The sequence below is a fragment of the Priestia sp. SRI_019 genome, assembly GCF_057586255.1.
This window is the reverse complement of the sequence record NZ_JBYCZN010000002.1, coordinates 1,450,541-1,473,818: the sequence shown is the minus strand read 5'-3', so window position 1 is coordinate 1,473,818 and position 23,278 is coordinate 1,450,541. Positions and strand designations below refer to the sequence as shown.

Below are 23,278 nucleotides of genomic sequence, written 5' to 3'. Positions count from 1 at the left end.
GACAATATTGAGTGATGATTCTTTATGCGGGCTGTCGGGATTTATGATATCTAATGACAAGTGAGGTGACTTCTTTTATACTAATGTAGTCACCTTCTTAAACATGGGATTTTTTACATGGATATTGCGATCCGTGTAACAATGAGTATGCTTTGGGAAGAAAGAAGAAAACTATTAGTATTATAACAAAAAAGGAATGTCAGATTATGCCGCAACCATGGAAACGACGAGTAAGGCAGATGTCTTCAGCTCAAATTATTGTTACATTTTACATAGTGGCTGTTACGCTTGGATTTCTATTACTTAGTATTCCAGAAGCTTTAAAGCCGGGAGTGAAGTTAGCATTTATTGATCGCTTATTTATTGCCGTCAGTGCGGTAAGTGTAACAGGGCTGACACCTGTCTCTACTCCGGATACATTTAGTACGACGGGCTATTTTTTGCTCGCTTTTATTTTTCAAATCGGTGGTATTGGTGTAATGACACTGAGTACATTTATTTGGATGATTTTGGGTAAAAAAATCGGTTTAAAGGAACGTCAGCTCATTATGACAGACCATAACCAATCCCGCTTATCAGGATTAGTTGACTTGATGAGAAATATTTTATTTATTATTTTTGCCATTGAACTAGTTGGCGCCATTGTTTTGGGATTACATTTTCTCCGTTATTATTCGAGCTGGACAGATGCGTTTCTGCATGGTTTCTTTGCTTCTGTCAGCGCTACAACAAATGCTGGCTTTGATATTACAGGATCTTCATTTATTCCGTATGCCCATGATTATTTTGTACAAGTGGTAACCGTTATTTTAATTACGCTTGGAGCGATTGGATTCCCTGTATTAATTGAAATTAAGCACTATTTTTTAACATTTAAAGATAAGCGTAAATTTCAGTTTTCGCTATTTACGAAGCTAACGACTATTATGTTTTTTCTGCTGTTAGCAGGGGGGACAATCTTGATTCTTGTGCTAGAGCATTCAGGATTTTTAGCAGATAAGTCTTGGGATGAATCGTTTTTTTATGCGTTTTTCCAATCCGCTGCTACAAGGAGCGGAGGAGTGGCGACCATGAATATTAATGAGTTTTCGCTTCCTACGTTAATTATGATGAGCGCGATGATGTTTATCGGGGCTTCACCGAGCTCAGTAGGGGGAGGAATTCGTACGACGACGTTTGCATTAAATATTCTTTTCCTGTTTTATTACGTAAGAGGAAATAAGACGATTAAAATTTTTCGCCGCGAAATTCATGAAGATGACATTATTAAATCAGTAGCTGTATCGATGTTAGCGGTAATCATTTGCTCGATTTCTCTTCTTATTTTAAGTATTACAGAACATTTTTCTCTCATTGAGCTTATTTTTGAAGTGTGTTCAGCTTTTGGGACAACAGGTTTATCAATGGGAATTACAGGAGGGCTTTCTGATATCGGTAAATGCGTTATTATGATTTTAATGTTTATTGGCCGAATCGGCATGTTTTCATTTATTTTAATGCTTCGCCGTCCAACGTCTGGACCGGATTATCACTATCCGAAAGAACGTATTATTATTGGATAAAAGGGGCTGAGGTAAAAATATGTTAATTGAAGAAGGATCCGAACGAGCTTAATTCTTAATCAAGCTCGTTCGGATCTTTTTATGATGGTAAAACATAGGTCTCATATGTTTAGCTGCTTCCAGCTGTTCAGATGAACTCATTTATCCCATTTGTTTGTCTTTAGATTAAAGTGATTTCGTTATGTTTCAACAGCTTTTTTACAGCTTTTTCTGCTTATATTACGCATCAGAAAGTGCATTCTAAGAAAAGGAAGTTCAATGGACTTCCAAGCATAGGAGGGATATATGATGGCAAAGCGTAAAGTAGGGTACAAATCAGCACTGACTAACAATAATACACCAAAAGAGAGCCTTTCAGATGCAGAATTTGCGGCTGAATATGCTGGCGGCGAGGAGCCGGCTAAAGGCGCGAATCGTAATTCGAAAAAAGGAAAGCAAGGTAAATAACGATGAGCAAACATAAACAAAATAATAAGCATATCGCAAGCACTGAAGCGAAGCAAAAACAGTTACTGCAAGAAGAGTTCGGAGCGGAAATGGGCGATCCTAACGCAGCTAAAATATATGAATCTTTAGGAAAGACAAAGTCTGATAAAGAGCAAAAAAAGAAAAAAGAATGTTAAAGAAAAAACCTCGGATATCCGAGGTTTTAGCTTACAACTGGAAGGCCAAATGCCTCTACAGGTGCTGAATAAAGTTTTGTATCATTTGCTTTTTGATCATAATAAGCAAGAAGAACAGATGGTTGTTCATTTATTTTTCCCGTTTGTTTATAATACATATAGTCAAATGGCAGAATCTCTAAAACAGTGTGCTTGTATAATTCTTTTTCAGCGAGCTGCTCAGCTTCAAAAGCCTGTCCCATAATAGAAGGGTTAGCAAGCATTTGCTGATAGTAATGAGAGCGGATTTGTTTTTCTACTTTATCGTCCCACCAAGGTTTACGAGGCTTATGCTTTTGGTTTTGTAAATAATCAATTTTCATAAACCCTTCAATCATTTCTTCATTTGAAAAATTCTCTGTTTCAATATACTGTCTAAGGCGTCTGAATAAATCTTCAAGCTGATGGCCGATTCGAACCCAGCCCATTTCATCCCAATAAGTCCCGAAGTTTTGGAAGAAATCAAAAGGTGTATCATAGCAGTGCTCTACTAAAAACTCTATTGTTTCATCCATTCGATGGTCATTCCAAAACTTTTCTAAAATATCTTCTACATGTTTAATACGTACGACATCTGAAAATGGCAAGACGTTATTGCTTAAAATTTCATAAGGCGACTGATCCATGTATTGATAATTATAGCGAGGCGCACTTAAGCGTAAGCCGGTGCCGCGAAGCATTTTCAAAAAGCCTAGCTGAAGCTCTTCAGGGCGAAGTGCAAATACATCATTAAACGTATTTTTAAATGAGTTATAATCTTCGTCTGGCAGTCCCGCGATTAAGTCTAAATGCTGGTCGATCTTTCCGCCTTCTTTTACCATTGTTACGGTACGCGTTAACTTTTTAAAGTTTTGTTTGCGTTTGACTAGTTCATTGACAGCATCATTTGTAGATTGAACGCCAATTTCAAAGCGGAATAATCCTTTTGGCGCATGATCGTTTAAGAACTGAATAACTTCTGGGCGCATAATATCGGCAGTAATTTCAAATTGAAATACGGTGTCTTCACGGTGTTCATCAATTAAAAATTGGAACATTTCCATGGCGTAGCTGCGGCTGATGTTGAACGTGCGGTCTACGAACTTAATCGTGCGCGCTCCGTTATCCATCAAATAGCGAATATCCTCTTTTACCTTTTCTCTATCGAAATAACGAACGCCTACTTCAATAGAAGAGAGACAGAACTGACAGCTAAACGGACAGCCGCGGCTCGTTTCAATATACACAACGCGTTTTGAAAGTTCTTGGCGGTCTTCTTCAAAACGGAAAGGAGAAGGCATTTCGCGCAGGTCAATTTTATTGCGCTGCGGGTTTACAACTGGTTTTCCTTCTTTTCGGAAAGCCACGCCGCTTACGTTTTCAAATTGACGCTCTCCGTGAAGTTCGTCCAACAGCTGCTTGAATGTTTCTTCTCCTTCACCGATCGCGATAAAGTCAGCTTCAGGAATACGCTCTAGCCAGTGAGTTACATCATAGGTTACTTCTGGTCCACCGAATATAATGATGAGCTCGGGATTGATCTTTTTAAGCATTTGTGCCACTTTAATCGTTTCTTCAATATTCCAAATGTAACAGCTGAAACCAATAATATCTGGGTTGCGTTTATATAAATCCGTGACAATGTTCATAGCAGGATCTTTAATCGTATATTCGGCCATATCCACTTTATAGTCAGGCTCTGCATAGGCTTTTAAACATCGAAGGGCTAAAGAAGTATGGATATACTTCGCATTCAATGTACTGACAACAATGTTCATTCAAAAAGCTCCTTTTAACTCGTAATATGAAATCAATTTACTATTTTAGCACATTTGAGAAATAAAGTATAAATACCTTGGCACTTTTGTTGTGGAGGGGAAAGGATTTCGGTAAAATGTAACAGAAACGTAAAAGAAGAAAGAGTCTCGGTTAATGTAAACCTTGGTGAACGAAAAAAATGAGGTGGAAAACGTGGAATATAAGCGAATTAAGCCAAAAAAAATATACGAAGAAGTAGCTGAAACGCTTCTTGAGAATATAAAAGAAGGCAGCTTAAAGCCTGGTGACCGTTTGGATTCAGTGCAGCAGCTCGCAGAAAACTTTCAGGTAGGGCGCTCAGCTATTCGTGAAGCTCTTAGCGCTTTGCGAGCGATGGGGCTGCTGGAGATGAAGCAAGGAGAAGGCACATTTGTACGCGAATTTAACTCTGATATGCTGTCTTTGCCTGTAACTAGCGCTGTATTAATGAATAAAAATGATATTGAACATTTGCTTGAAGTGAGAAAAGTATTAGAAATTGGGGCTGTTCGTGCTGCAGCTCAAAAGCGGACGGATGCGGACCTCAACCAGCTGTCCGATAGCCTGGAACAAATGAAAGGAGCGTTTGGCAATGAAGAGCTGGGAGAGAAAGCAGATTTTGCTTTTCATTTAGCTATTGCCAAAGCCTCGCAAAACCCTCTTTTAGTGAAGCTTATGAATAACGTATCAGAAATGATGATTGAAACAATGAAAGAGACAAGACGCATCTGGCTTTATGCAGAAGAAAAAACGGCTGAACGGATTTATAAAGAGCATCAGCAAATTTATGAAGCTATTCTTTCTCAGCATGCAGAAGACGCTCAGCATTTTATGATGAGTCATCTTGATAATGTTGAACACGTATTAATGAAATACATACCGGAAGAAAAATAATGCCATTTCAGGTAGAAAAGTGTGCACCAAATAACAGAAAAACTAAAATTCAAGCACCTTCCGATAATTTATGCTTGCTCTATTGTGAAAAGATTTACATAATAGAAACTAGGATTGTCAAATGGAGGGTTACAAAGTATGAAAAAGCAATATAGTGATGATAGTTTAGCTTTGCATACAGATCTATACGAACTGAATATGGCGCATACGTATTTTAAAGACCACATTCATAAACGTCGTTCTGTATTTGAAGCTTACTTTCGTCGTATGCCGTTTGAAAGCGGTTATGCGGTGTTTGCCGGCCTAGAAAGAGTAATTGATTTTATTGCTAATTTCAGATTTAGCGAAACGGATTTAGATTATTTATATGAAGAATTGCATTATGAAGCGGAGTTTATCGACTATTTAAAGCAAGTTCGATTTAGCGGTAATATTCGTTCGGTCGTAGAAGGCGAAATGATTTTTGCTAATGAACCGATGCTACAAATTGACGCTCCTTTAGCAGAAGCGCAGCTTATTGAAACGCCGCTTTTAAATATTTTAAATTTCCATCCGCTGATTGCGACAAAAGCATCGCGTATTCGCTTGGCGGCGGGAGAAGATAATTTATACGAGCATACGGGTACAAATCAACTTATGGAATTTGGCTCAAGAAGAGCACATGAGCTGGACGCTGCTTTTTACGGAGCAAGAGCTGCTTATATCGGAGGCTTTGACGCAACGAGTAATGTCAGAGCGGGAAAAGTATTTGGAATCCCCGTGTCCGGCACTCACGCTCATGCGCTTGTTCAAGTCTATCGTGATGAGTACAGCGCGTTTAAAAAGTATGCGGAATCACACCGTAACTGTATCTTTTTAGTAGACACATATAATACGTTAAAATCAGGTATTCCCAATGCTATTAAAGTAGCAAAAGAAATGGGGGATCGCATTAATTTTATCGGTATTCGGTTAGACAGTGGAAGACTTCCATATCTTTCTCAAGAAGCAAGAAAGATGCTTGATGAAGCTGGCTATCATGATGTGAAAATTTTTGCTTCGAATGACCTTGATGAGTACAGCATTCTAGACTTGAAAGCGCAAGGTGCCAAAATTGATGGATGGGGAGTTGGAACAAAACTCATGACGTCCTTTGATCAGCCTGCGCTAGGAGCGGTGTACAAGCTGGTTTCGATTGAAGATGATCATGGAAACATGGTGGATACAATTAAGCTGTCAGAAAATCCAGAGAAAATTTCAACTCCTGGTCTAAAAGAAGTATACCGAATTGTAAATCAAGTGAACCACAAATGGGAAGGCGATTATATTACGATGCAAGACGAAGTGCCGAACGAAGAGCAGCACTTAAAAATGTTTCATCCGATTCATACACACGTCAGCAAGTTTGTCACGAACTTTAACGCACGTAAAATTCACCAGCCAATCTTTTCACAGGGAAAGCTTGTGTATGAACAGCCTACAATTGAAGAAATGAGAGCCTACTGCTTACAAAACTTAAAGCATCTATGGGATGACTACAAGGTCATTACAAAATCGAACGAAGATGTATTCCGTCCTACAGAGTATCCAGTAGACTTGAGTACAAACTGCTGGGATAACAAAATGCAAAATATTGAAGAGACTAGAAGCAAGTTACTATCTGATACCGTACTTGTGTAGATTCCGTCAGCTAGTAATGAGAGGAGAGTTTTTTTATGAAAGAGCTACAAAAGCAAATTATTGAAGAAATGCACGTCCAAAAAGAAATTAATCCCGTGGAAGAAATTCGCCGCAGCGTTGATTTTCTGAAATCTTACATGAACAAATATCCTTTTTTACGTTCGTTTGTACTAGGTATTTCCGGCGGCCAAGATTCTACGTTAACGGGAAAGCTGGCGCAGCTAGCGGTTAATGAGTTGAACGAAGAAGCGGGAGAAGAGCGCTATCAGTTTATTGCTGTTCGTCTTCCATACGGTGTGCAGGCAGATGAAGCAGACTGTCAAGATGCACTTGCTTTTATTCAACCAACAAAATCTATTTCTATTAACGTAAAACCAGCAGTAGATGCGATGCTTTCTGCTGTTGAAGAAGCGGCAGATGATAAAGTTTCCGACTTCAATAAAGGAAATGTAAAAGCACGTGAACGAATGATTGCGCAATATACGGTAGCGGGCATGTACAGTGGAGTCGTACTCGGAACGGATCACTCTGCTGAAGCTGTTACAGGATTTTATACAAAATTCGGTGACGGAGGAGCTGACTTAGTACCTATCTTCCGTCTGAACAAGCGACAAGGAAAACAAATGCTAAAAGAATTAGGCTGTCCCGAGCATCTATATATGAAAAAACCAACGGCTGATTTGGAAGAAGATCGTCCACAGCTTCCGGATGAAGAAGCGCTTGGCGTAACGTATGAGCAAATCGACGATTATTTAGAAGGCAAAGATGTAGGTGAACATGCAAGTAACGTCATTGAAGGTCACTTTTTAAAGACGCAGCATAAACGCCAATTGCCAATCACAGTATTTGATGATTTTTGGAAATAAATAAGTAAGAAGCTAAGACAAAAGTAGTTTAGTTAAAGGAAGATCCGACCGGTGAAGATTCTTGATAGAGAATCTTCACCGGTCGGATTTTTTAATGTTATGGCAAACGTAGGTTTCACGTATCTCAATTTCTTATTTTTTATGAAAAAAAGATAGCAAACAAAGAAAGGTATTTTTGAAAAACTAGTGAAATTAGAAAAACATAGGAGTATAATAGCATTAAGTCATCTGATGACCTGTTAACTAAAAGAAGTAAAATGATCAGCTTGGAGGGAGCAAATGATGAAAGTATCTTTATTTGCCACATGTTTGATTGATATGTTTCAAACAAATGTAGGAAAAGCGACGGTAGAATTGTTAGAACGATTAGGATGCGAAGTGGATTTTCCAAAGAGTCAAGTTTGCTGCGGCCAGCCTGCATATAACAGCGGTTACGTAAAAGAATCAAAAGAAGCAATGAAAAACATGATAAAAGCGTTTCAGCATGCAGAGTACGTTGTATCTCCGTCTGGATCGTGTGTGACAATGTTCAAAGAGTATCCTCATCTTTTTGAAGGTGATGCTGCATGGCATGAACCTGCCGTGAAGCTTGCTGATAAAACGTATGAGCTAACAGATTTTATTGTAAACGTTTTAAAAGTGGAAGATGTAGGAGCCAGCTTAAATGGGAAAGCCACTTATCATTCTTCCTGTCATATGACGCGTTTGCTAAACGTAAAAAAAGAACCTTTTACACTATTAAACAATGTAAAGGGTCTTGAAATGGAAAACCTTGAAAACAGTCATAACTGCTGCGGATTCGGCGGGACGTTTTCGGTTAAAATGGGGCAAATCTCTGAACAAATGGTAGATGAAAAAGTAGGCTGTATAGCTAAGACAAACGCGGATTATTTAATTGGAGCTGACTGCGGCTGTCTTATGAATATTGGAGGAAGAATTGAACGAAAAGGACAGCCTGTAAAAGTGATGCATATCGCTGAAGTGTTAAATAGCAGAATGTAAAGAAAGGAGAATACCGAATGTCTATGAAAATAGGAAACGAACAGTTTAAAAAACGCGTCGATGATGGAGTCAATAATGCGTTTATGCGCTTTGCGGTTTCAGGTGCTCAAGAGCGCTTAAGAAGCCGTAGACTAGATGCCGCAGAAGAGTTAGGAAACTGGGAAGAATGGAGAGCGCTTGGCGAAGAAATTCGTCAGCATACGCTTGAAAATTTAGATTACTATTTAGAACAGCTGACTGATAATGTAGCAAAACGCGGAGGCCACGTTTTTTTCGCTCAAACAGCTGAAGAAGCGAATGAGTACATAAAAAATGTAGCGAAGCAAAAACAGGCAAAGAAAGTGGTTAAATCCAAGTCAATGGTTACAGAAGAAATTCATATGAACGCTGCTTTAGAAGAACTAGGCTGTGAAGTTATTGAAACGGACTTAGGAGAATATATCCTGCAAGTAGATGATCACGATCCGCCTTCTCATATCGTAGCTCCTGCGCTTCATAAAAATAAAGAACAAATTAGAGATGTATTTCAGGAAAAGCTTTCTTATAAAAAGACAGAAAAACCTGAAGAACTAGCTCTTCATGCCCGGGAAATGCTGAGAAAAGAATTCTTATCAGCAGATATTGGCATCACGGGATGTAATTTTGCGATTGCAGAATCTGGATCTATTTCACTTGTTACGAATGAAGGAAATGCAAGGCTAACAACAGCACTTCCTAAAACGCAAATTACGGTTATGGGAATGGAACGGATTGTGCCCACATTTGAAGAGTTTGAAGTGTTGGTAAGCCTGTTAACTAGAAGTGCAGTAGGTCAGCGGCTTACAAGTTACGTAACAGCGCTTACAGGGCCTAGACTTCCAGGGGAAGTAGACGGACCGGAAGAATTTCACCTAGTGATTGTGGATAACGGGCGATCTGCGATTTTAGGAACTGAGTTTCAATCTGTTTTACAGTGTATTCGCTGTGCGGCATGTGTGAATGTATGTCCCGTGTATCGCCATATTGGAGGACATTCATATGGATCTATTTATTCAGGTCCTATTGGAGCTGTATTATCTCCTTTGCTTGGAGGCTATGAAGACTACAAAGAGCTTCCATATGCCTCAACGCTATGTGCAGCCTGTACAGATGCCTGTCCGGTCAAAATTCCGCTGCATGAGCTATTGCACAAGCACCGTCAGCGAATTGTCGAGAAAGAAGGAAAAGCACCTATTTCGGAAAAGCTGGCGATGAAAGCATTTGGCTTGGGAGCAGCTTCTTCTTCTCTATATACAGTGGGCGCTAAAGTAGCACCGGCAGCCCTTACTCCTTTTATGTCAGGGAGCAGTATTTCCAAAGGACCTGGTCCATTAAAAGCGTGGACGGAAAGCAGAGAGTTTCCAGCCCCTACAAAAGAGCGCTTACGAGATTGGTTTGATAAAAGGAGTGATGGTGATGAACGGAAGCATTCAAAATAGAGACAGTTTTTTAGACAACATTGCTGCTAATCTTAAGCGAAGCAGGAGAACAGGCGGTGTAGTGAAGCCACAATGGAAGCATGCTCCTCAGCATGAGGTCTACCGCAACTATTCGCCGGATCAATTAAAGAAAGAGCTTGAAAACCATTGCGAACGTATTCATACTCGCTATGTAGAAACCTCATCACAACACTTGCCAGATGCCCTTGAGGAAGCCGTAGCGAACTATGGAAATGGTCTTGTCTGCACGTGGAATGATCCCAGGTTTTCCGAATATGGATTGAATCCGCTGATGGAGAAATGGGAAACAAACCGTAACCTTCACGTATGGAATTCGGTAAAAGGCAATGAGAATGTTAAACTAGCTGAACAAGCAAACGTCGGCATCACGTTCAGTGATTTGACGCTGGCAGAATCTGGAACGGTTGTTTTGTTTAGCAGTGCTGAAAAAGGACGAGCGGTAAGCTTGCTGCCCGCCACTTATATTGCAATCATACCTCAAAGCTCAATTGTTCCTCGCATGACACAAGCCGCTGAAATGATTCATGAAAAAGTAGAGCGAGGAGAAACGATTGCTTCTTGCATTAACTTTATTACGGGACCGAGCAATTCAGCTGATATTGAAATGAATTTAGTCGTTGGCGTGCATGGACCTATTCAAGCAACTTATATTGTAGTGAATGATCGATGAGACTGTGACAAACGTATTTTAGCCGAAGTGAAAAACGAACCGTGAATCAACATGTTTGATTCACGGTTCGTTTTCTTTGTTATGTTGAGCATAGGTTTTAGCTGTTTCATTCCTTCTAGCAGTTGATTGGAGGGCAAGGCGAAGACTCCTGCGGAAAGAAAAGCCTTGCACGGAAATCAACAGCGGTGTAACGAGCTGTTCAGCTCATGTATCCAATTTGTTTGTCTTTAGATTAGATTGATTTAGTTATGAGCCTCTTTTATTCATGCTACATTTCTAAATAGCGGGATAATGTGAAGAAATGTCGCATTTTGAATAAACGTGCCTAATTTTAAAAAGGTAAAAAGCAAATCTTGTAGAATATTAAGTCTATAGATAAAAGGTGGGGAAATGGGAAGTGCAAAAGAAAGGAGCAATGAGCATGTCACCACACAGAGAATTAACATCTGAAGCTGCGCAAAAGCAGCAAGGTGAATTACAGCAGCTACGAGCTATTTTTAATGACGTATTAGATGCCATTGTCGTATTTGATGAGTATTTTCAAGTTATAAATGCAAATGAATCAGCCTGCGGGCTGTTTGAAAAAACAAAGGATGAGCTATTAACATATCAAATGAAAGATTTTCTGATGTATTTTCCGTATGACATGATTGAAGCGTATTATCCAGCACTTTTAGAAGAAAGCTATTTCAAATATGAAGGCGCGATGACGCTTCGAAGCGGCATGATGAAGCATGTTGAATTTACTTCACACAAACATAGTCACATGTCGGGCATTATTGTGTGTACATTTCGAGATATTACGCAGCACAAAATGATGGAAAATGAACGGTTTATTAGCCATCATATGTTTATGGATGTATTTAATGAAGCGGTAGACGGAATTGTCATTTTTGATCGAACGGGTCAGCTTATCGACGCGAACCCTTCATTTTGCGAACGATTAAATTATACAAGAGCACAGCTTCTAACCAAAACATTAGAAGAGCTTGTAGAACCTACTTATCATTATAAGGTGAAAAAATTATGGAGAACTCTGCATCAAGAAGGAAAGACAAGCGGTGAGCTACCGATCAGGCTCGAAAATGGAGACGTTACTTTTTTTGAATTTACCACAACGGCTAATATATACAGTCAATACTATATGTCCATTATGAGAGACGTGACGGAAAAACGGCTGATGGAGCAGCAGCTGTTGAGAAGCGAAAAAAATTTCAGGGCTATTTTTGAAAATGCGATTGAAGCGATCTTGATTTGGAGAGACGATGGTGAAATCTTGAACGCTAATCTTGCTTCTTCGCGTACATTTGAGCTGCCGTTAAACAAATTAATTGGAAGCAATTTGTATACATTTATCGATACAAAAAGCTTTAGTGCGTTAAAGGTGCTCCAAACGTTTCAAACAAAAGGAGAAATTCGCAATCAGCTTCCTTTTTACATGCCAAATGGAGAAATCAAACAGTTGGAATTCACAGGGAAAAAAGGCATTATAGAAGGAGACCATTTAACCATTTTTCGAAACATCAGTGAACGTACAAAAATCGAACAGGAGCTTCGAAATAACGAAGAGAAATTCAGACAGATTTTTAATGGTTCGATCGATGGGTTAGTTTTATGGGACGGCAAGCGAAATATTATTGATGTGAATTCTTCTCTTTGTGATATTCTAGAACTCAGCAAAGAGGAGATTTGTGCACACTCCATGGAGGATTTTATTTCTTCAGCGAATTTAGATGCGGTCATTGAGCATAAAGAAACAATTGAGCAAAAAGGGGAAGCTGAAGGAGAGATTACGTACGTTACGGGGAACGAAAAAGTTAAAAATATTGAATTTTCCACGAAAAAAGATATCTTGCCAGGTCTATATATGACGCTTTTAAGAGACGTAACGGAACGAAATCAAATGCAAGAGCAGATTCGAAAATCGGATACGCTTCAAGTAGTCGGCCAGTTAGCAGCTGGGATTGCGCATGAAATCCGCAACCCAATGACAGCTTTAAAAGGGTTTGTGCAGCTGTTAGAAAGCAGCATTCAAGAAGACCACTCTCTTTATTTTGATATTATTAAATCCGAATTAAAAAGAATTGAAACCATTATTACAGAGTTTCTAGTACTGGCTAAGCCACAGGCCGTAAAGTTTGAAAAGAAAAATCTAGCTGCGGTTGTGAAAGAAACGATTGATTTATTAAATGCTCAAGCGCTTTTAGAAAATATTCAGTTTGAACTAAGTGTGTCCCCTCAGCTGCCAATGGTATACTGCGAGCCGAACCAAATTAAGCAAGTACTAATAAATGTCATTAAAAATGCAATTGAAGTCACGTCAAACGGAGGAAGAATTATTGTTGAAGTTTACTCTACAGAGCCGCACTACGTGACGGTCTCCATTCGAGATCAAGGGGACGGAATGCCCGAAGAGCGCATCAAGCGCTTAGGAGAACCATTTTATACGACAAAAGAAAAAGGAACGGGACTCGGTTTGATGGTCTCATATAAAATTATCGAAGAACATAAAGGGCGAATTGAAGTGGAAAGCAAAATAGGAGAAGGCACAGCTTTTCATGTTATTCTTCCAGCTTAATTAGAAAGGATAAAAAATATGTACTACGGAGAAATGAATTTATTTTCTGATTTGAAAATTTATATTGTAGCCTCGGAAAAAGGGGTTCAACATATTTGGTTTGATAGCGATGATCACAACGAGCAGCTTAAAAAACTTGTCCATGACGAGAATTATCATCATGTGAAAGAAGCAAAGCGACAGCTGCAGGATTATGCTGAAGGGCGCACGTTAACATTTGATTTGCCTTTGGATATAAAAGGAACAGACTTCCAAAAAGAAGTGTGGTTAACGCTTAAAGGTATACCTTATGGACAAACGTGGTCTTATAGTGATGTAGCAGAGTCTGTTAATCGCTCTAAAGCCGTAAGGGCTGTGGGACAAGCGAATCGTCGAAATCCACTGCCTATTATTTTACCTTGTCACCGTGTGATTGGAAAAAATGGAGCTTTAACAGGTTATGCAGGTTCCCAAACTCATATAAAAGAGAAACTATTAATGCTTGAAAGAAATGTAGCAAAAGGCGCTCTGGAGTTAAAATAACTATTCACCGTCCAATTTCCAGCCTTCTCCTTGCACAAAAACACCGTCAATTTGCTGAGGAGAAGGAAGGGAATTTAGTTCTTCATCTTTGGATAAATCGAATAGCTGATAGTGCTGCTTACGATTCAGCGCTTTGTTTTTATCCGTGTTTTGCTCTGAACTCATATTTACTCCCCCTTATTCAAAAAGAATCCCCTATAATATATGTAGAAAAAGAAGAGAGTACTGTTACAATTGTGTTACAAATGCAGGTGAAAACCAGTGCTCAACAAAAAAAGCCGCATAGCAGCGGCTTTTTTTATTGAGCGGATTGCAGCAAAACTTTTTGAATGGATTCCAAAGATGGAGAATGGATAATTCCATGCTCTGTAATAATGGCCGTAATCAGTTCGCTTGGCGTCACATCAAAAGCTGGATTGTATACAGAGATTCCGTCTGGAGCAATTTGCGTATCTCCAATGTGTGTTACTTCTTTAGGTGAACGTTCTTCAATAGGGATGCTGCTGCCGTCTTGAATCGATAAATCAAACGTGGACTGCGGCGCTGCTACGTAAAATGGAATACCGAATGCTTTCGCTAAAAGAGCAAGTCCATATGTTCCAATTTTGTTAGCCGTATCGCCATTTGCTGCAATGCGGTCAGCACCTACAATAATCCCATTAATTCCTTTTGTTTTAATGGTATGAGCGGCCATATTATCCGTAATCAGCGTAACGTCCACTCCCGACTGCTGAAGTTCCCATGCTGTTAAGCGAGAACCTTGAAGAACGGGTCTTGTTTCACAGGCAAATACTTCAAGCGGAATATCGCGCTGCTTAGACAAGTGAAAAGGTGCTAAGGCTGTTCCATAATAAGCTGTAGCAATTGAACCAGCATTACATATTGTCATGATTTTATCTTTCTTTTTAAATAAAGAAAGAGCATGATCTCCAATTCGGTAGCACGTTTCTTCATCTTCTACTTGAATTTGAATAGCTTCATGAACAACTTTTGTTTTAGCTTCATTAACGGACGAAGCGGACTCAGCGCTTTTCGCTACGCGTTCCAATGCCCAAAATAAATTGACGGCAGTAGGGCGTGAACTAGCTAAATACTGTTGATCAAGAGCTAGCTTTTTGTTAAATTCCTTGACTGAATCTGTGTCATAGCTAAGCGCAGAAAGAGCAAGACCAAAAGCCGCCGTAATGCCAATTGCAGGGGCTCCGCGTACTTTCAAGGTAGTGATAGCATCCCATACGTCTTTAATGGTTTGCAGCTTAATATATTCAACTTTGCCAGGAAGCTGCTGCTGATCTAATAAAGTAATATATGATTCATTCCATTCCACTGAGCGCGGAAGTGATAGTGTATTTGTCATGGTGATACCGATCCTTTCATTGTGTACATTATTCGTTATCGAAGTAAATGTTCAAATTCATTTGGTGAAACGTCTTGTTGGTGCAGAAGCAAATAGCGTCCAATTTTTAACGCAGTACGTTTAGTGTTAATTTTTCTTTCCTCTGAAGAAATTTCGTCTAAGTCCGCCACGTGAGCTAAGCCAATTGTACGTCGAATGATTTCACATCCTGCATATCCAACAGCATCTTGCCACGTTTGCGTTAGAATTTCATGTAATAAGCGCTCATCTTTAGCGAAAGGTTCAGTGTTTTCAGAATGCCAAAGCACAGTAAATGTATCTTTAAATACGTTCCATGTGTTCGTAATGTGTGCAAATAACGGTTCGCGATTTGTTTCTCGAGAAAGAGCATTTAAAAACAAATTCGCAACAAATTGTCCTAAATCGAATCCAAACGGACCGTAAAAAGCAAACTCTGGATCAATCACTTTCGTTTCTTGACTGCTAGCAAAGATGCTGCCCGTATGTAAATCACCGTGGATTAGCGTTTGCGCATTTGTTAAAAATTTATATTTTAATTTTGCTGCTTGTAGCTTTACATCACTATCATTCCACAATTCTTCTACATCAGGACGCAACGCTTTTTCGAATTCATTTGTATCAATATCAAAAAAAGGATCTGTAAAAACTAAATCTTCCGTAATATTGCATAAGTCTGGGTTGCTGTACTTAACAACTTCTTCTTTTTTATCCTGAGGCTTTAAGGCGAAATCAGACGTTTTGAACGCAATATGTCCTAAAAAAGAACCGATATGCTGTGAGAGCAGAGGATAACTTTCACCTTGAATAAGTCCGGCGCGAGAAATCGTTAAATGAGACAGGTCTTCCATGACCGTAACAGCAAGCGTTTCATCGTGGTAATAAACAGCGGGCACAAGTTCTGGCGTAAATGCACCAAATTGCTTGAGCGCATTGCTTTCAATTGTGGCACGGTTCAAGGATAGAGGCCAGCTTTCGCCTACAACTTTTGCATAGGGAAGCGCTTGTTTGACGATAATGGATTTATTCGTTTGATCATTTATGATGTGAAAGACGAGATTTAAGTTGCCGTCACCAATTTCACGGGCAGTCAGTGCTTCTGTGGCATCAAAAAGACCTAGCTTTTTCACAAGTTTGATTGCTGAAATTTCTGTTAAAGGCTGATACTTCTCTGTTTTTGTTGTTGACATCGGAATCCCTCCATAGTTTATTAAACTGATTTGTTTACTAAGTTAATAGGTTTAAGAGTATATGGAGGCTTTTATAATTTTAGAAAATATAAAAGCCTCTTTCGTTGGAAAGAGGCTTGATTGTAGTGTTCAAACCTCTTATCTGCCAGAAAGAATTACTTTCTGTTGGAATTAGCACCGTGCCTTTGTAAAACATGTTTTACGGGTGTGATCCATCTTAGGATGGAATGACGGTCGGTTGCTGGGCTTCACAGGGCCAAATCCCTCAGCCAACTCTTGATAAGAGTACGATTACTTATTCAATTTTGATTTGTTTGAATATTTTATGATATCTGGTGAAAATCGTATCATGCAAAAAAACGGCTGTCAATACATAATTAATAAAATTCTGTACGGCGATCTGTAAAGACAGGAATTTGTTTGCGAATTTCTTTTACAAGTTCCAGGTTAACGTCAGCACTTAAAAGTTCTTCGCTATCGCCAGCTTCAGCGATTATTTCTCCCCACGGATCGATGACTAAGGAATGTCCGGCAAATGTGTTATTAGGATCTTGGCCTACACGATTACATGCGATTACGTAGCATTGATTTTCGATTGCACGGCTAATAAGCAGTGCTTTCCAGTGGGCAAGTCTTGGAGCCGGCCACTGAGCGACAACAAACAAGACTTCTGCTCCGCTGCTAGTATGAACCCGAATCCATTCTGGAAAACGAATATCGTAACAAATAACTCCTGCGCATAAAGACTGTTCAAGTGTAAAAAGATTTTTTGCTGTTCCTGCTTCTAAATACAGGTGTTCATCCATTAATTTAAATAAGTGCAGCTTACTGTATTGTGATACTTCACGACCTTTTCGGTCAAAAATATACATCGTATTCGTGACGCCTTGCTCTGTTTTTTTCGCGATCGAACCTGCCACGATATTTACTTCGTTCGTTTTAGCAAACTGAGAGATTAATTGCTTGGCTTGCTGCCCTTCATCATCTGCAATTTCGTCTAGCCGCGTCAAATCATAAGCTGTATCCCATAGCTCAGGAAGCACAAGGATATCAGGGTTTTCTTTCAGGGCTTCCGTCATTTTTTGTTCGATATATTTTCGGTTTTTAGTTGGGTTTCCAAACGCAATATCAAGCTGCAAACACGTAATTTTTACACTCACTTTATCATCCGTCCTTTTTTTAGTAGTTGAAAAAAATGACTTTACAAGTTGAGTATTACAATATATTATTTGTGACTAGAATTTCAAGAATTTTTTGAGAAGGTGTGCGATGATGAAACAATTTGAGCAATCGGAACTATTAAAAAGTTTACCAAAACAATTTTTTGCATCACTTGTAGGCAAGGTAGGAAAAGTAATGGCCCAAGGGCACGACGTTATTAACTTAGGGCAGGGAAATCCTGATCAGCCTACTCCTTCACATATTGTAGAAACACTGCAAAAAGCAAGTGCTAATCCTATGCATCATAAATATTCTCCATTTCGGGGGCACCAGTTTTTAAAAGAGGCCGTTGCGACTTTTTATAAACGAGAATATGGCGTTGATGTGGATCCTGAAAAAGAAGTAGCTATTTTATTTGGCGGAAAGGGTGGACTTGTTGAAATCCCGCAGTGCTTATTAAACCCTGGAGATACGGTGCTGGTTCCGGATCCTGGGTATCCTGATTACTGGTCTGGAGTAGAGCTTGCAAAAGCAAAGATGGAAGTGATGCCGCTCACGGCTGAAAATCATTTTCTACCCGTATACGAAGAGGTAAGTGAACGTGCTAAAGAACAGGCAAAGCTCATGTTTTTAAACTATCCCAATAATCCTACCGGTGCAGTGGCAACGGCAGAATTTTTTGAAGACACCGTGGCGTTTGCTGCCAAGCACGATATTTGTGTGGTACACGACTTTGCCTACGGAGCAATTGGATTTGATGGTAAAAAGCCAATCAGCTTTTTACAGACTCCTGGTGCAAAAGAGACGGGAATTGAAATTTATACTCTTTCTAAAACGTATAACATGGCGGGATGGCGAGTTGGATTTGCTGTAGGAAATGAAAGTGTTGTAGAAGCTATTAATCTTCTTCAAGATCATATGTATGTCAGCCTCTTTGGGGCGGTTCAAGAGGCAGCCGCCGCAGCTCTGTTGGAGTCTCAACAATGTGTAAATGATTTAGTTAAGCGCTATGAATCTAGACGCAATACCTTTATTCAAGGGCTTCGAGAAATTGGTTGGGATGTTACATCTCCAGCGGGCTCCTTTTTTGCATGGCTAAAAGTTCCTGAAGGATATACTTCTGAACAGTTTTCAGATTTACTTCTTGAAAAAGCTCACGTTGTAGTGGCGCCTGGAGTAGGCTTTGGAACATATGGTGAAGGCTATGTGCGCGTAGGACTGCTGACGGATGAAGAGCGCATGAGAGAAGCTGTATCTCGAATAAAAAAATTAGATTTATTTTAAAAACGCATTGACAATCCTTTTTGAGTTGGCTTAATATGTAAGAAGTTAACGAGATTAATAACCGATAAATCCTAGCGGTATTTTTTATTTAGTATATAATCTATGAATTTAATTTAAATAAATAGCAACTTTCTTATTAAGAGTAGGTGGAGGGACTAGCCCGATGAAGCCCGGCAACCGACTTAACGCATGTTAAGCACGGTGCTAATTCTTGCAGCAGCAGCTGAGAGATAAGAAGAGCAACGAAAGCCTCTTCTTAATCACAGAAGAGGTTTTTTTATTAACGATATTAAACAGCAAGGGAGTTTTTAGCATAATGAGTGAAATCGTTGCAAGCTACTTACTACACGATAATAAAAGAAATTTTCATAAAAAAGCGGAAGGAATTGCTTTAGGACTAACCGTCGGCTCATGGACAGATCTGCCGCTTTTAGATCAACAGCAGCTTCAAAAGCATAAAGGGCGCGTCGTTTCCGTAACTGAGCTTCAAGATTGCGAACGTGTAAACGGATATTTAGGCGGAGAAATTAAGCAGGCAATTGTCAAAATTGCGTATCCAACTGCCAACTTTTCAAAAGATTTACCGGCTATTCTAGTTACGGTTTTCGGAAAACTATCACTTGATGGAAAAGTGAAATTATTAGACTTGGATTTTCCTGCTGAATTATTAGCTCAATTCCCAGGCCCGCGCTTTGGAATAGAAGGTATCCGAGAGAAACTAAGCGTTTATGACCGTCCGCTTGTGATGAGTATTTTTAAAGGCGTGATTGGAAGAGATATGACGTACATAACAACTCAGCTGCGTGAGCAAGCGCTTGGCGGAGTGGATTTGGTTAAAGACGACGAGATTTTGTTTGATAGTGAACGAACACCTTTTGAAGCTCGCGTTACAGAAGGGAAAAAAGTACTGAATGAAGTATACGAAAAAACGGGACACCGCACGCTGTATGCTGTTAATTTAACGGGTCGAACGTTTGAATTAAAAGAAAAAGCGAGAAAAGCAGCTGAGCTAGGAGCCGATGCTCTTTTATTCAATGTATTTGCTTACGGGTTAGACGTACTGCAGGCACTTCGAGAAGACGATGAAATTAACTTGCCGATTATGGCACACCCAGCTGTTAGCGGAGCGCTTACGCCATCAGAGTTTTACGGTTTTTCAAATTCATTACTGCTTGGAAAGCTATTGCGTTTAGCCGGAGCGGATTTCTCTCTGTTTCCATCACCATACGGAAGCGTAGCGCTTTCTCTTGAAGATACGACAGGCATTGCCTACGAATTAACGCGTCCTGTATACAAATATAAGCAGTCTTTCCCGGTTCCTTCAGCAGGAATTCATCCTGGAATGGTACCGCAGCTTGTGAAGGACTTTGGAATCGACAGCATTATTAATGCAGGAGGCGGAGTTCACGGTCATCCAGACGGAGCTATCGGAGGAGGAAAAGCATTCCGTGCGGCGATAGATGCAGTACTCTCTCATCAAACATTAGCCGAAAAAGCTGAAGAATCAAAAGAGTTGCAAAAAGCTTTGCAACTATGGGGAACAGTAGAGGTGAAAGCATGACATCGTTAAAAATCTTTTGTGACTTTGATGGAACAATTACAAATAGCGATAACATTATTGCTATTATGAAACAATTTGCTCCTCCGGAGTGGGAAAGTATTAAAGACGACGTGTTGGCACAGCGTGTCTCCATTCAAGAAGGAGTAGGGCAAATGTTTGCCTTGCTCCCCGTGGAATTAAAAGAAGATATTATTTCTTATATTTTAGAGACGTCTGCTATTCGAGATGGATTTGATGATTTTATTGCCTATACAAAAGAGCACCATATTCCGCTTTATATTGTAAGCGGAGGAATTGACTTTTTTGTAAAACCACTTTTGGGAAATCGAGTTGCAGAGGAAATGCTCTACTGCAACGGATCTGATTTTTCCGGTGAGCATATTTCCATTACGTGGCCTCATACATGTGATAAACAGTGTACAAATGACTGCGGCTGCTGTAAGCCAACGATTATTCGCCATCTTTCAGATGAAAGAGATCATACGGTTGTTATTGGCGATTCCATTACGGATTTGCAGGCTGCCAAATTAGCTGATACGGTCATTGCACGTGACTTTTTAATCAAAAAATGTGAAGAGCTATCTCTACCGTATCGTCCTTTTTCTACTTTTTATGATGTGATTCGCCATTTACAAGAATTAACAGAAGAGGTGAAAGCATGAGTATTATGGCTCAGCAGCGATTACACGAGCTTGCGGATATAAAAGATGAGCTGGCAGAGCGCGATTGGTTCTTTGGTACAAGCGGAAACTTAGCAATTAAAGTGGACCAAAACCCGACAACTTTCTTTGTATCAGCAAGTGGAAAAGACAAACGAAAACGTACAAATGAAGATTTTTTATTAGTTGATCAATACGGAAAGCCTGCAGAAGACACGCATTTAAAGCCTTCTGCTGAAACGCTTCTGCACGTTAAGATTTACAATTTAACGAATGCTGGGTGCAGCCTTCATGTACATACAATCGACAACAACGTGATCTCTGAACTGTACGGAGATGAAGGCGTTATTTCATTCAAAGGTCAAGAAATTATTAAGGCGCTAGGTATTTGGGAAGAAGATGCGGAAATTACTGTTCCGATTATTCCGAATTACGCAGATATTCCGACACTAGCAGAAGAGTTTTCTCATCATATAAAAGGCGATCAAGGCGCGATTTTGATTCGTAACCACGGGATTACGGTATGGGGGAAAAATGCATTTGAAACAAAAAAAGCGCTAGAAGCCTATGAATTTCTATTTAGCTACCACGTCAAATTACTGTCACTTAAAGGCATTAAGCCAAAGGTGCATTTATAAAAGGAGGAAACAACAATGGCGCACATTCGCTTACATGTAAACAATAAAAGAATTGAAACTCAAGAGGAAGTATCAGCTTTTCTGGCAAACAATGAAGTTATTTATGAAAACTGGGACATTACAAAACTTCCAGAAAATCTTCGTGAAAAATATGATTTAACTGATGAAGAAAAAACAGAAATTTTAAACGCTTTTGGTGAGGATATTAAAGATATTTCTGAACGCCGCGGCTATAAAGCTCAAGATGTTATCTCGTTATCGGAATCTACACCAAATATTGATGAATTGTTAAAAAACTTTCAGCGCAAGCATATTCACACAGATGACGAAGTTCGCTTTATTGTAAGCGGTCATGGAATCTTTGTTATCCAAGGAAAAGACGGCGAATTTTTTGATGTTGAATTAGAGCCGGGCGATTTAATTTCAGTACCAGAAAATATTCTTCATTACTTTACACTAATGGAAGATCGTAAAGTAGTCGCTGTCCGAATTTTCGTGACAACTGAAGGATGGGTACCTATTTACGCATAACAATTACTTGTAAAGCATAGGTCATCATCACCCCGCTTTTACATCTAAAAGCGGGGTATTCTTTGGATTATTATAAAACTAACTATTTTTATATGAATAATAAGTTTAATGGGAGGAACATCATGAAAAAGAGTGAAAAAATGCTGTGGCCACTTACTTTGCTCGTGCTTCTAGTCTTTGCGCTGGCTGCCTGCACGAAAGAACAGCCAAGTCTAAACGAGAAAGCACAGGCAGCTCCAGCGCAGCAAGCGGCTTCTGCTAAACCTGTACAGCAAGAAGGAAAAAAGGTTACGAAAGATACAAAAATTGCGCTTATTTCTGAATTTACGTCAGGCACTCACGCTGCTCAGTACATAACAGGTGTGACAAAAGCGGCTAAAAAAGCAGGGGTACAGCTATCCGTTTCTGATTCAAACAATGATCAATCCAAAATGGCTGCTTATTTAGACACGGCTATTAACCAAAATGTTGACGGTATTATGATTGACCACGGCCGGGCTGAAACTCTTGAACCTGGCGTGAAACGTGCGATTGCAAAAGGAATTCCCGTTATTGCAACAGACGTAGAATTAAAAGTAGAAGGCGTTACAACAATTGACCAAGACGATTATATGCTTGCGCTGCAGGGTCTAAAACAAATGATGCAGGACATTAATGGAAAAGGAAACATTGTATATGCGTTTGTTGGAGGCTTTGCGCCGATGGAAAAGCGCGACAGCATTTATAAAATTATGATGAATCGCTACCCAGATGTAAAACAAATTGCTACGTTTGGAAGCGCAACGGACAACACCTCATTAGACACACAAAATAAAATGGCAGCTGTGTTGAAGCAGTATCCAAATAAAGGAGACATTGCGGCCGTTTGGGCACCTTGGGACGAATTTGCAAAAGGAGTAACAAGAGCGATTAAAGAAGCAGGACGAGACGAGATTAAAGTGTACGGAGTAGACTTATCTGATGAAGATCTGCAAATGATGCAGGCAAAAAACAGTCCGTGGAAAGCGTCAGCTGCTGTAAACCCAGCTTCAGTAGGAGAAAAGCAGGTTGATTTGCTTCTTAAAAAGATTTCTGGTCAAGAGATCCCTCGTTATTATTCCTTTGATCCGGTTTTAGTCAAACAAACAGATTTGCCTAATCAAACGATTAATATGGATCAGCTTAGTCAGTACGTAAAAGAATGGGGCAATAAAGAATAGAAATGGGGGGA

General features: G+C 39.6%; 22 protein-coding genes and 2 riboswitches. Of the genes, 17 read left to right on the top strand and 5 right to left on the bottom strand.

The genetic code is table 11. The features are described 5' to 3' along the window. The first annotated feature begins 182 nt into the window (after positions 1–182). The 3 genes from AC2YJL_RS17730 (at position 183) to AC2YJL_RS17720 (ending at position 2,185) form a co-directional block, all read left to right on the top strand. Positions 183–1,562: a TrkH family potassium uptake protein gene (locus tag AC2YJL_RS17730; RefSeq protein WP_256656514.1), complete on the top strand. Its 1,380-nt coding sequence runs from the start codon at positions 183–185 to the stop codon at positions 1,560–1,562. Positions 1,563–1,847: 285 nt separating this feature from the next. Further along, the gene (locus AC2YJL_RS17725) at positions 1,848–2,009 is read left to right on the top strand and encodes a hypothetical protein (RefSeq protein WP_013055942.1); all 162 of its coding nucleotides are present in this window, start codon (positions 1,848–1,850) and stop codon (positions 2,007–2,009) included. Positions 2,010–2,011: 2 nt separating this feature from the next. Continuing rightward, positions 2,012–2,185, top strand: a complete 174-nt coding sequence (locus tag AC2YJL_RS17720; RefSeq protein ID WP_013055943.1) for a thiamine pyrophosphate-dependent enzyme — start codon at positions 2,012–2,014, stop codon at positions 2,183–2,185. A gap of 26 nt (positions 2,186–2,211) precedes the next feature. Here the strand turns inward: AC2YJL_RS17720 and AC2YJL_RS17715 are convergent, their stop codons facing one another. Then, positions 2,212–3,981 carry a B12-binding domain-containing radical SAM protein gene (locus AC2YJL_RS17715; RefSeq protein ID WP_230932040.1) on the bottom strand — a complete coding sequence of 590 codons (1,770 nt, stop codon included), beginning with the start codon at positions 3,979–3,981 and terminating at the stop codon, positions 2,212–2,214. A gap of 193 nt (positions 3,982–4,174) precedes the next feature. Here AC2YJL_RS17715 and AC2YJL_RS17710 point away from each other — a divergent pair, with 193 nt between their 5' ends. The 8 genes from AC2YJL_RS17710 to AC2YJL_RS17675 all read left to right on the top strand — a co-directional run bounded on the left by AC2YJL_RS17710 (position 4,175) and on the right by AC2YJL_RS17675 (position 13,669). Continuing rightward, a complete protein-coding gene (locus tag AC2YJL_RS17710; protein WP_014461089.1) occupies positions 4,175–4,894 on the top strand; it encodes a FadR/GntR family transcriptional regulator in 720 nt (239 codons plus the stop codon). A 138-nt stretch (positions 4,895–5,032) separates the two neighbouring features. Next, on the top strand, positions 5,033–6,553 hold the full coding sequence (locus tag AC2YJL_RS17705; protein ID WP_050689440.1) for a nicotinate phosphoribosyltransferase: 1,521 nt from the start codon (positions 5,033–5,035) through the stop codon (positions 6,551–6,553). 35 nt (positions 6,554–6,588) lie between these two features. Beyond that, positions 6,589–7,419 (top strand): NAD(+) synthase, encoded by an 831-nt coding sequence (gene nadE, locus AC2YJL_RS17700; RefSeq protein ID WP_013082209.1) that lies wholly within the window; start codon positions 6,589–6,591, stop codon positions 7,417–7,419. Between the two features lie 282 nt (positions 7,420–7,701). Then, complete coding sequence (locus AC2YJL_RS17695) at positions 7,702–8,421, top strand: (Fe-S)-binding protein (protein WP_195697105.1); 720 nt, start codon at positions 7,702–7,704, stop codon at positions 8,419–8,421. 17 nt (positions 8,422–8,438) lie between these two features. Then, entirely contained in the window at positions 8,439–9,878 is a 1,440-nt protein-coding gene (locus AC2YJL_RS17690; protein ID WP_369361431.1) for a LutB/LldF family L-lactate oxidation iron-sulfur protein, read from the top strand. Further along, positions 9,856–10,569 carry a LutC/YkgG family protein gene (locus AC2YJL_RS17685; RefSeq protein WP_407819072.1) on the top strand — a complete coding sequence of 238 codons (714 nt, stop codon included), beginning with the start codon at positions 9,856–9,858 and terminating at the stop codon, positions 10,567–10,569. Before AC2YJL_RS17690 ends, AC2YJL_RS17685 begins: the two co-directional genes overlap by 23 nt. A gap of 421 nt (positions 10,570–10,990) precedes the next feature. Beyond that, positions 10,991–13,147 (top strand): PAS domain S-box protein, encoded by a 2,157-nt coding sequence (locus AC2YJL_RS17680; RefSeq protein WP_244658379.1) that lies wholly within the window; start codon positions 10,991–10,993, stop codon positions 13,145–13,147. Between the two features lie 18 nt (positions 13,148–13,165). Next, positions 13,166–13,669: a methylated-DNA--[protein]-cysteine S-methyltransferase gene (locus AC2YJL_RS17675; RefSeq protein WP_116515939.1), complete on the top strand. Its 504-nt coding sequence runs from the start codon at positions 13,166–13,168 to the stop codon at positions 13,667–13,669. Here AC2YJL_RS17675 and AC2YJL_RS17670 read toward each other — a convergent pair whose 3' ends face one another. The 4 genes from AC2YJL_RS17670 to AC2YJL_RS17655 form a co-directional block, all read right to left on the bottom strand. Continuing rightward, positions 13,670–13,834: a hypothetical protein gene (locus tag AC2YJL_RS17670; RefSeq protein WP_165592283.1), complete on the bottom strand. Its 165-nt coding sequence runs from the start codon at positions 13,832–13,834 to the stop codon at positions 13,670–13,672. A 133-nt stretch (positions 13,835–13,967) separates the two neighbouring features. Further along, positions 13,968–15,026, bottom strand: a complete 1,059-nt coding sequence (gene mtnA / locus AC2YJL_RS17665; RefSeq protein WP_043979675.1) for an S-methyl-5-thioribose-1-phosphate isomerase — start codon at positions 15,024–15,026, stop codon at positions 13,968–13,970. A 35-nt stretch (positions 15,027–15,061) separates the two neighbouring features. Continuing rightward, on the bottom strand, positions 15,062–16,234 hold the full coding sequence (gene mtnK, locus AC2YJL_RS17660) for an S-methyl-5-thioribose kinase (protein WP_195695051.1): 1,173 nt from the start codon (positions 16,232–16,234) through the stop codon (positions 15,062–15,064). 135 nt (positions 16,235–16,369) lie between these two features. Further along, positions 16,370–16,520, bottom strand: a riboswitch (SAM riboswitch). A 91-nt stretch (positions 16,521–16,611) separates the two neighbouring features. Beyond that, positions 16,612–17,394 carry a carbon-nitrogen family hydrolase gene (locus AC2YJL_RS17655; RefSeq protein ID WP_013055956.1) on the bottom strand — a complete coding sequence of 261 codons (783 nt, stop codon included), beginning with the start codon at positions 17,392–17,394 and terminating at the stop codon, positions 16,612–16,614. A gap of 112 nt (positions 17,395–17,506) precedes the next feature. On the opposite strand from AC2YJL_RS17655, the gene AC2YJL_RS17650 reads away from it, so the two are divergent. The 6 genes from AC2YJL_RS17650 (at position 17,507) to AC2YJL_RS17625 (ending at position 23,267) form a co-directional block, all read left to right on the top strand. After that, a complete protein-coding gene (locus AC2YJL_RS17650; protein ID WP_195697104.1) occupies positions 17,507–18,679 on the top strand; it encodes a pyridoxal phosphate-dependent aminotransferase in 1,173 nt (390 codons plus the stop codon). A gap of 130 nt (positions 18,680–18,809) precedes the next feature. Next, positions 18,810–18,916: riboswitch (SAM riboswitch) on the top strand. Positions 18,917–18,995: 79 nt separating this feature from the next. Further along, on the top strand, positions 18,996–20,240 hold the full coding sequence (gene mtnW / locus AC2YJL_RS17645) for a 2,3-diketo-5-methylthiopentyl-1-phosphate enolase (RefSeq protein WP_251567570.1): 1,245 nt from the start codon (positions 18,996–18,998) through the stop codon (positions 20,238–20,240). Further along, positions 20,237–20,902 carry a 2-hydroxy-3-keto-5-methylthiopentenyl-1-phosphate phosphatase gene (locus AC2YJL_RS17640; protein WP_230932044.1) on the top strand — a complete coding sequence of 222 codons (666 nt, stop codon included), beginning with the start codon at positions 20,237–20,239 and terminating at the stop codon, positions 20,900–20,902. Before mtnW ends, AC2YJL_RS17640 begins: the two co-directional genes overlap by 4 nt. Beyond that, positions 20,899–21,537: a methylthioribulose 1-phosphate dehydratase gene (locus AC2YJL_RS17635; RefSeq protein WP_028407891.1), complete on the top strand. Its 639-nt coding sequence runs from the start codon at positions 20,899–20,901 to the stop codon at positions 21,535–21,537. The genes AC2YJL_RS17640 and AC2YJL_RS17635 overlap by 4 nt, the downstream gene beginning before the upstream one ends. Positions 21,538–21,552: 15 nt before the next feature. Further along, positions 21,553–22,068, top strand: coding sequence for a 1,2-dihydroxy-3-keto-5-methylthiopentene dioxygenase (locus AC2YJL_RS17630; RefSeq protein ID WP_013082223.1), 516 nt, complete (start codon positions 21,553–21,555; stop codon positions 22,066–22,068). Positions 22,069–22,190: 122 nt separating this feature from the next. Continuing rightward, the gene (locus AC2YJL_RS17625; RefSeq protein WP_230932045.1) at positions 22,191–23,267 is read left to right on the top strand and encodes a sugar ABC transporter substrate-binding protein; all 1,077 of its coding nucleotides are present in this window, start codon (positions 22,191–22,193) and stop codon (positions 23,265–23,267) included. Positions 23,268–23,278 lie beyond the last annotated feature (11 nt).

What these genes read in the sequence shown, in the direction of transcription:
- AC2YJL_RS17625 (WP_230932045.1), top strand. Translation starts at nt 22,191, where the DNA reads ATGAAAAAGAGTGAAAAAATGCTGTGGCCACTTACTTTGCTCGTGCTT.
- mtnA (WP_043979675.1), bottom strand. Translation starts at nt 15,026, where the DNA reads ATGACAAATACACTATCACTTCCGCGCTCAGTGGAATGGAATGAATCA.
- AC2YJL_RS17670 (WP_165592283.1), bottom strand. Translation starts at nt 13,834, where the DNA reads ATGAGTTCAGAGCAAAACACGGATAAAAACAAAGCGCTGAATCGTAAG.
- AC2YJL_RS17690 (WP_369361431.1), top strand. Translation starts at nt 8,439, where the DNA reads ATGTCTATGAAAATAGGAAACGAACAGTTTAAAAAACGCGTCGATGAT.
- AC2YJL_RS17695 (WP_195697105.1), top strand. Translation starts at nt 7,702, where the DNA reads ATGAAAGTATCTTTATTTGCCACATGTTTGATTGATATGTTTCAAACA.
- AC2YJL_RS17650 (WP_195697104.1), top strand. Translation starts at nt 17,507, where the DNA reads ATGAAACAATTTGAGCAATCGGAACTATTAAAAAGTTTACCAAAACAA.
- AC2YJL_RS17635 (WP_028407891.1), top strand. Translation starts at nt 20,899, where the DNA reads ATGAGTATTATGGCTCAGCAGCGATTACACGAGCTTGCGGATATAAAA.
- nadE (WP_013082209.1), top strand. Translation starts at nt 6,589, where the DNA reads ATGAAAGAGCTACAAAAGCAAATTATTGAAGAAATGCACGTCCAAAAA.
- AC2YJL_RS17705 (WP_050689440.1), top strand. Translation starts at nt 5,033, where the DNA reads ATGAAAAAGCAATATAGTGATGATAGTTTAGCTTTGCATACAGATCTA.
- mtnK (WP_195695051.1), bottom strand. Translation starts at nt 16,234, where the DNA reads ATGTCAACAACAAAAACAGAGAAGTATCAGCCTTTAACAGAAATTTCA.
- AC2YJL_RS17725 (WP_013055942.1), top strand. Translation starts at nt 1,848, where the DNA reads ATGATGGCAAAGCGTAAAGTAGGGTACAAATCAGCACTGACTAACAAT.
- AC2YJL_RS17715 (WP_230932040.1), bottom strand. Translation starts at nt 3,981, where the DNA reads ATGAACATTGTTGTCAGTACATTGAATGCGAAGTATATCCATACTTCT.
- AC2YJL_RS17685 (WP_407819072.1), top strand. Translation starts at nt 9,856, where the DNA reads ATGAACGGAAGCATTCAAAATAGAGACAGTTTTTTAGACAACATTGCT.
- AC2YJL_RS17630 (WP_013082223.1), top strand. Translation starts at nt 21,553, where the DNA reads ATGGCGCACATTCGCTTACATGTAAACAATAAAAGAATTGAAACTCAA.
- AC2YJL_RS17720 (WP_013055943.1), top strand. Translation starts at nt 2,012, where the DNA reads ATGAGCAAACATAAACAAAATAATAAGCATATCGCAAGCACTGAAGCG.
- mtnW (WP_251567570.1), top strand. Translation starts at nt 18,996, where the DNA reads ATGAGTGAAATCGTTGCAAGCTACTTACTACACGATAATAAAAGAAAT.
- AC2YJL_RS17640 (WP_230932044.1), top strand. Translation starts at nt 20,237, where the DNA reads ATGACATCGTTAAAAATCTTTTGTGACTTTGATGGAACAATTACAAAT.
- AC2YJL_RS17675 (WP_116515939.1), top strand. Translation starts at nt 13,166, where the DNA reads ATGTACTACGGAGAAATGAATTTATTTTCTGATTTGAAAATTTATATT.
- AC2YJL_RS17680 (WP_244658379.1), top strand. Translation starts at nt 10,991, where the DNA reads ATGTCACCACACAGAGAATTAACATCTGAAGCTGCGCAAAAGCAGCAA.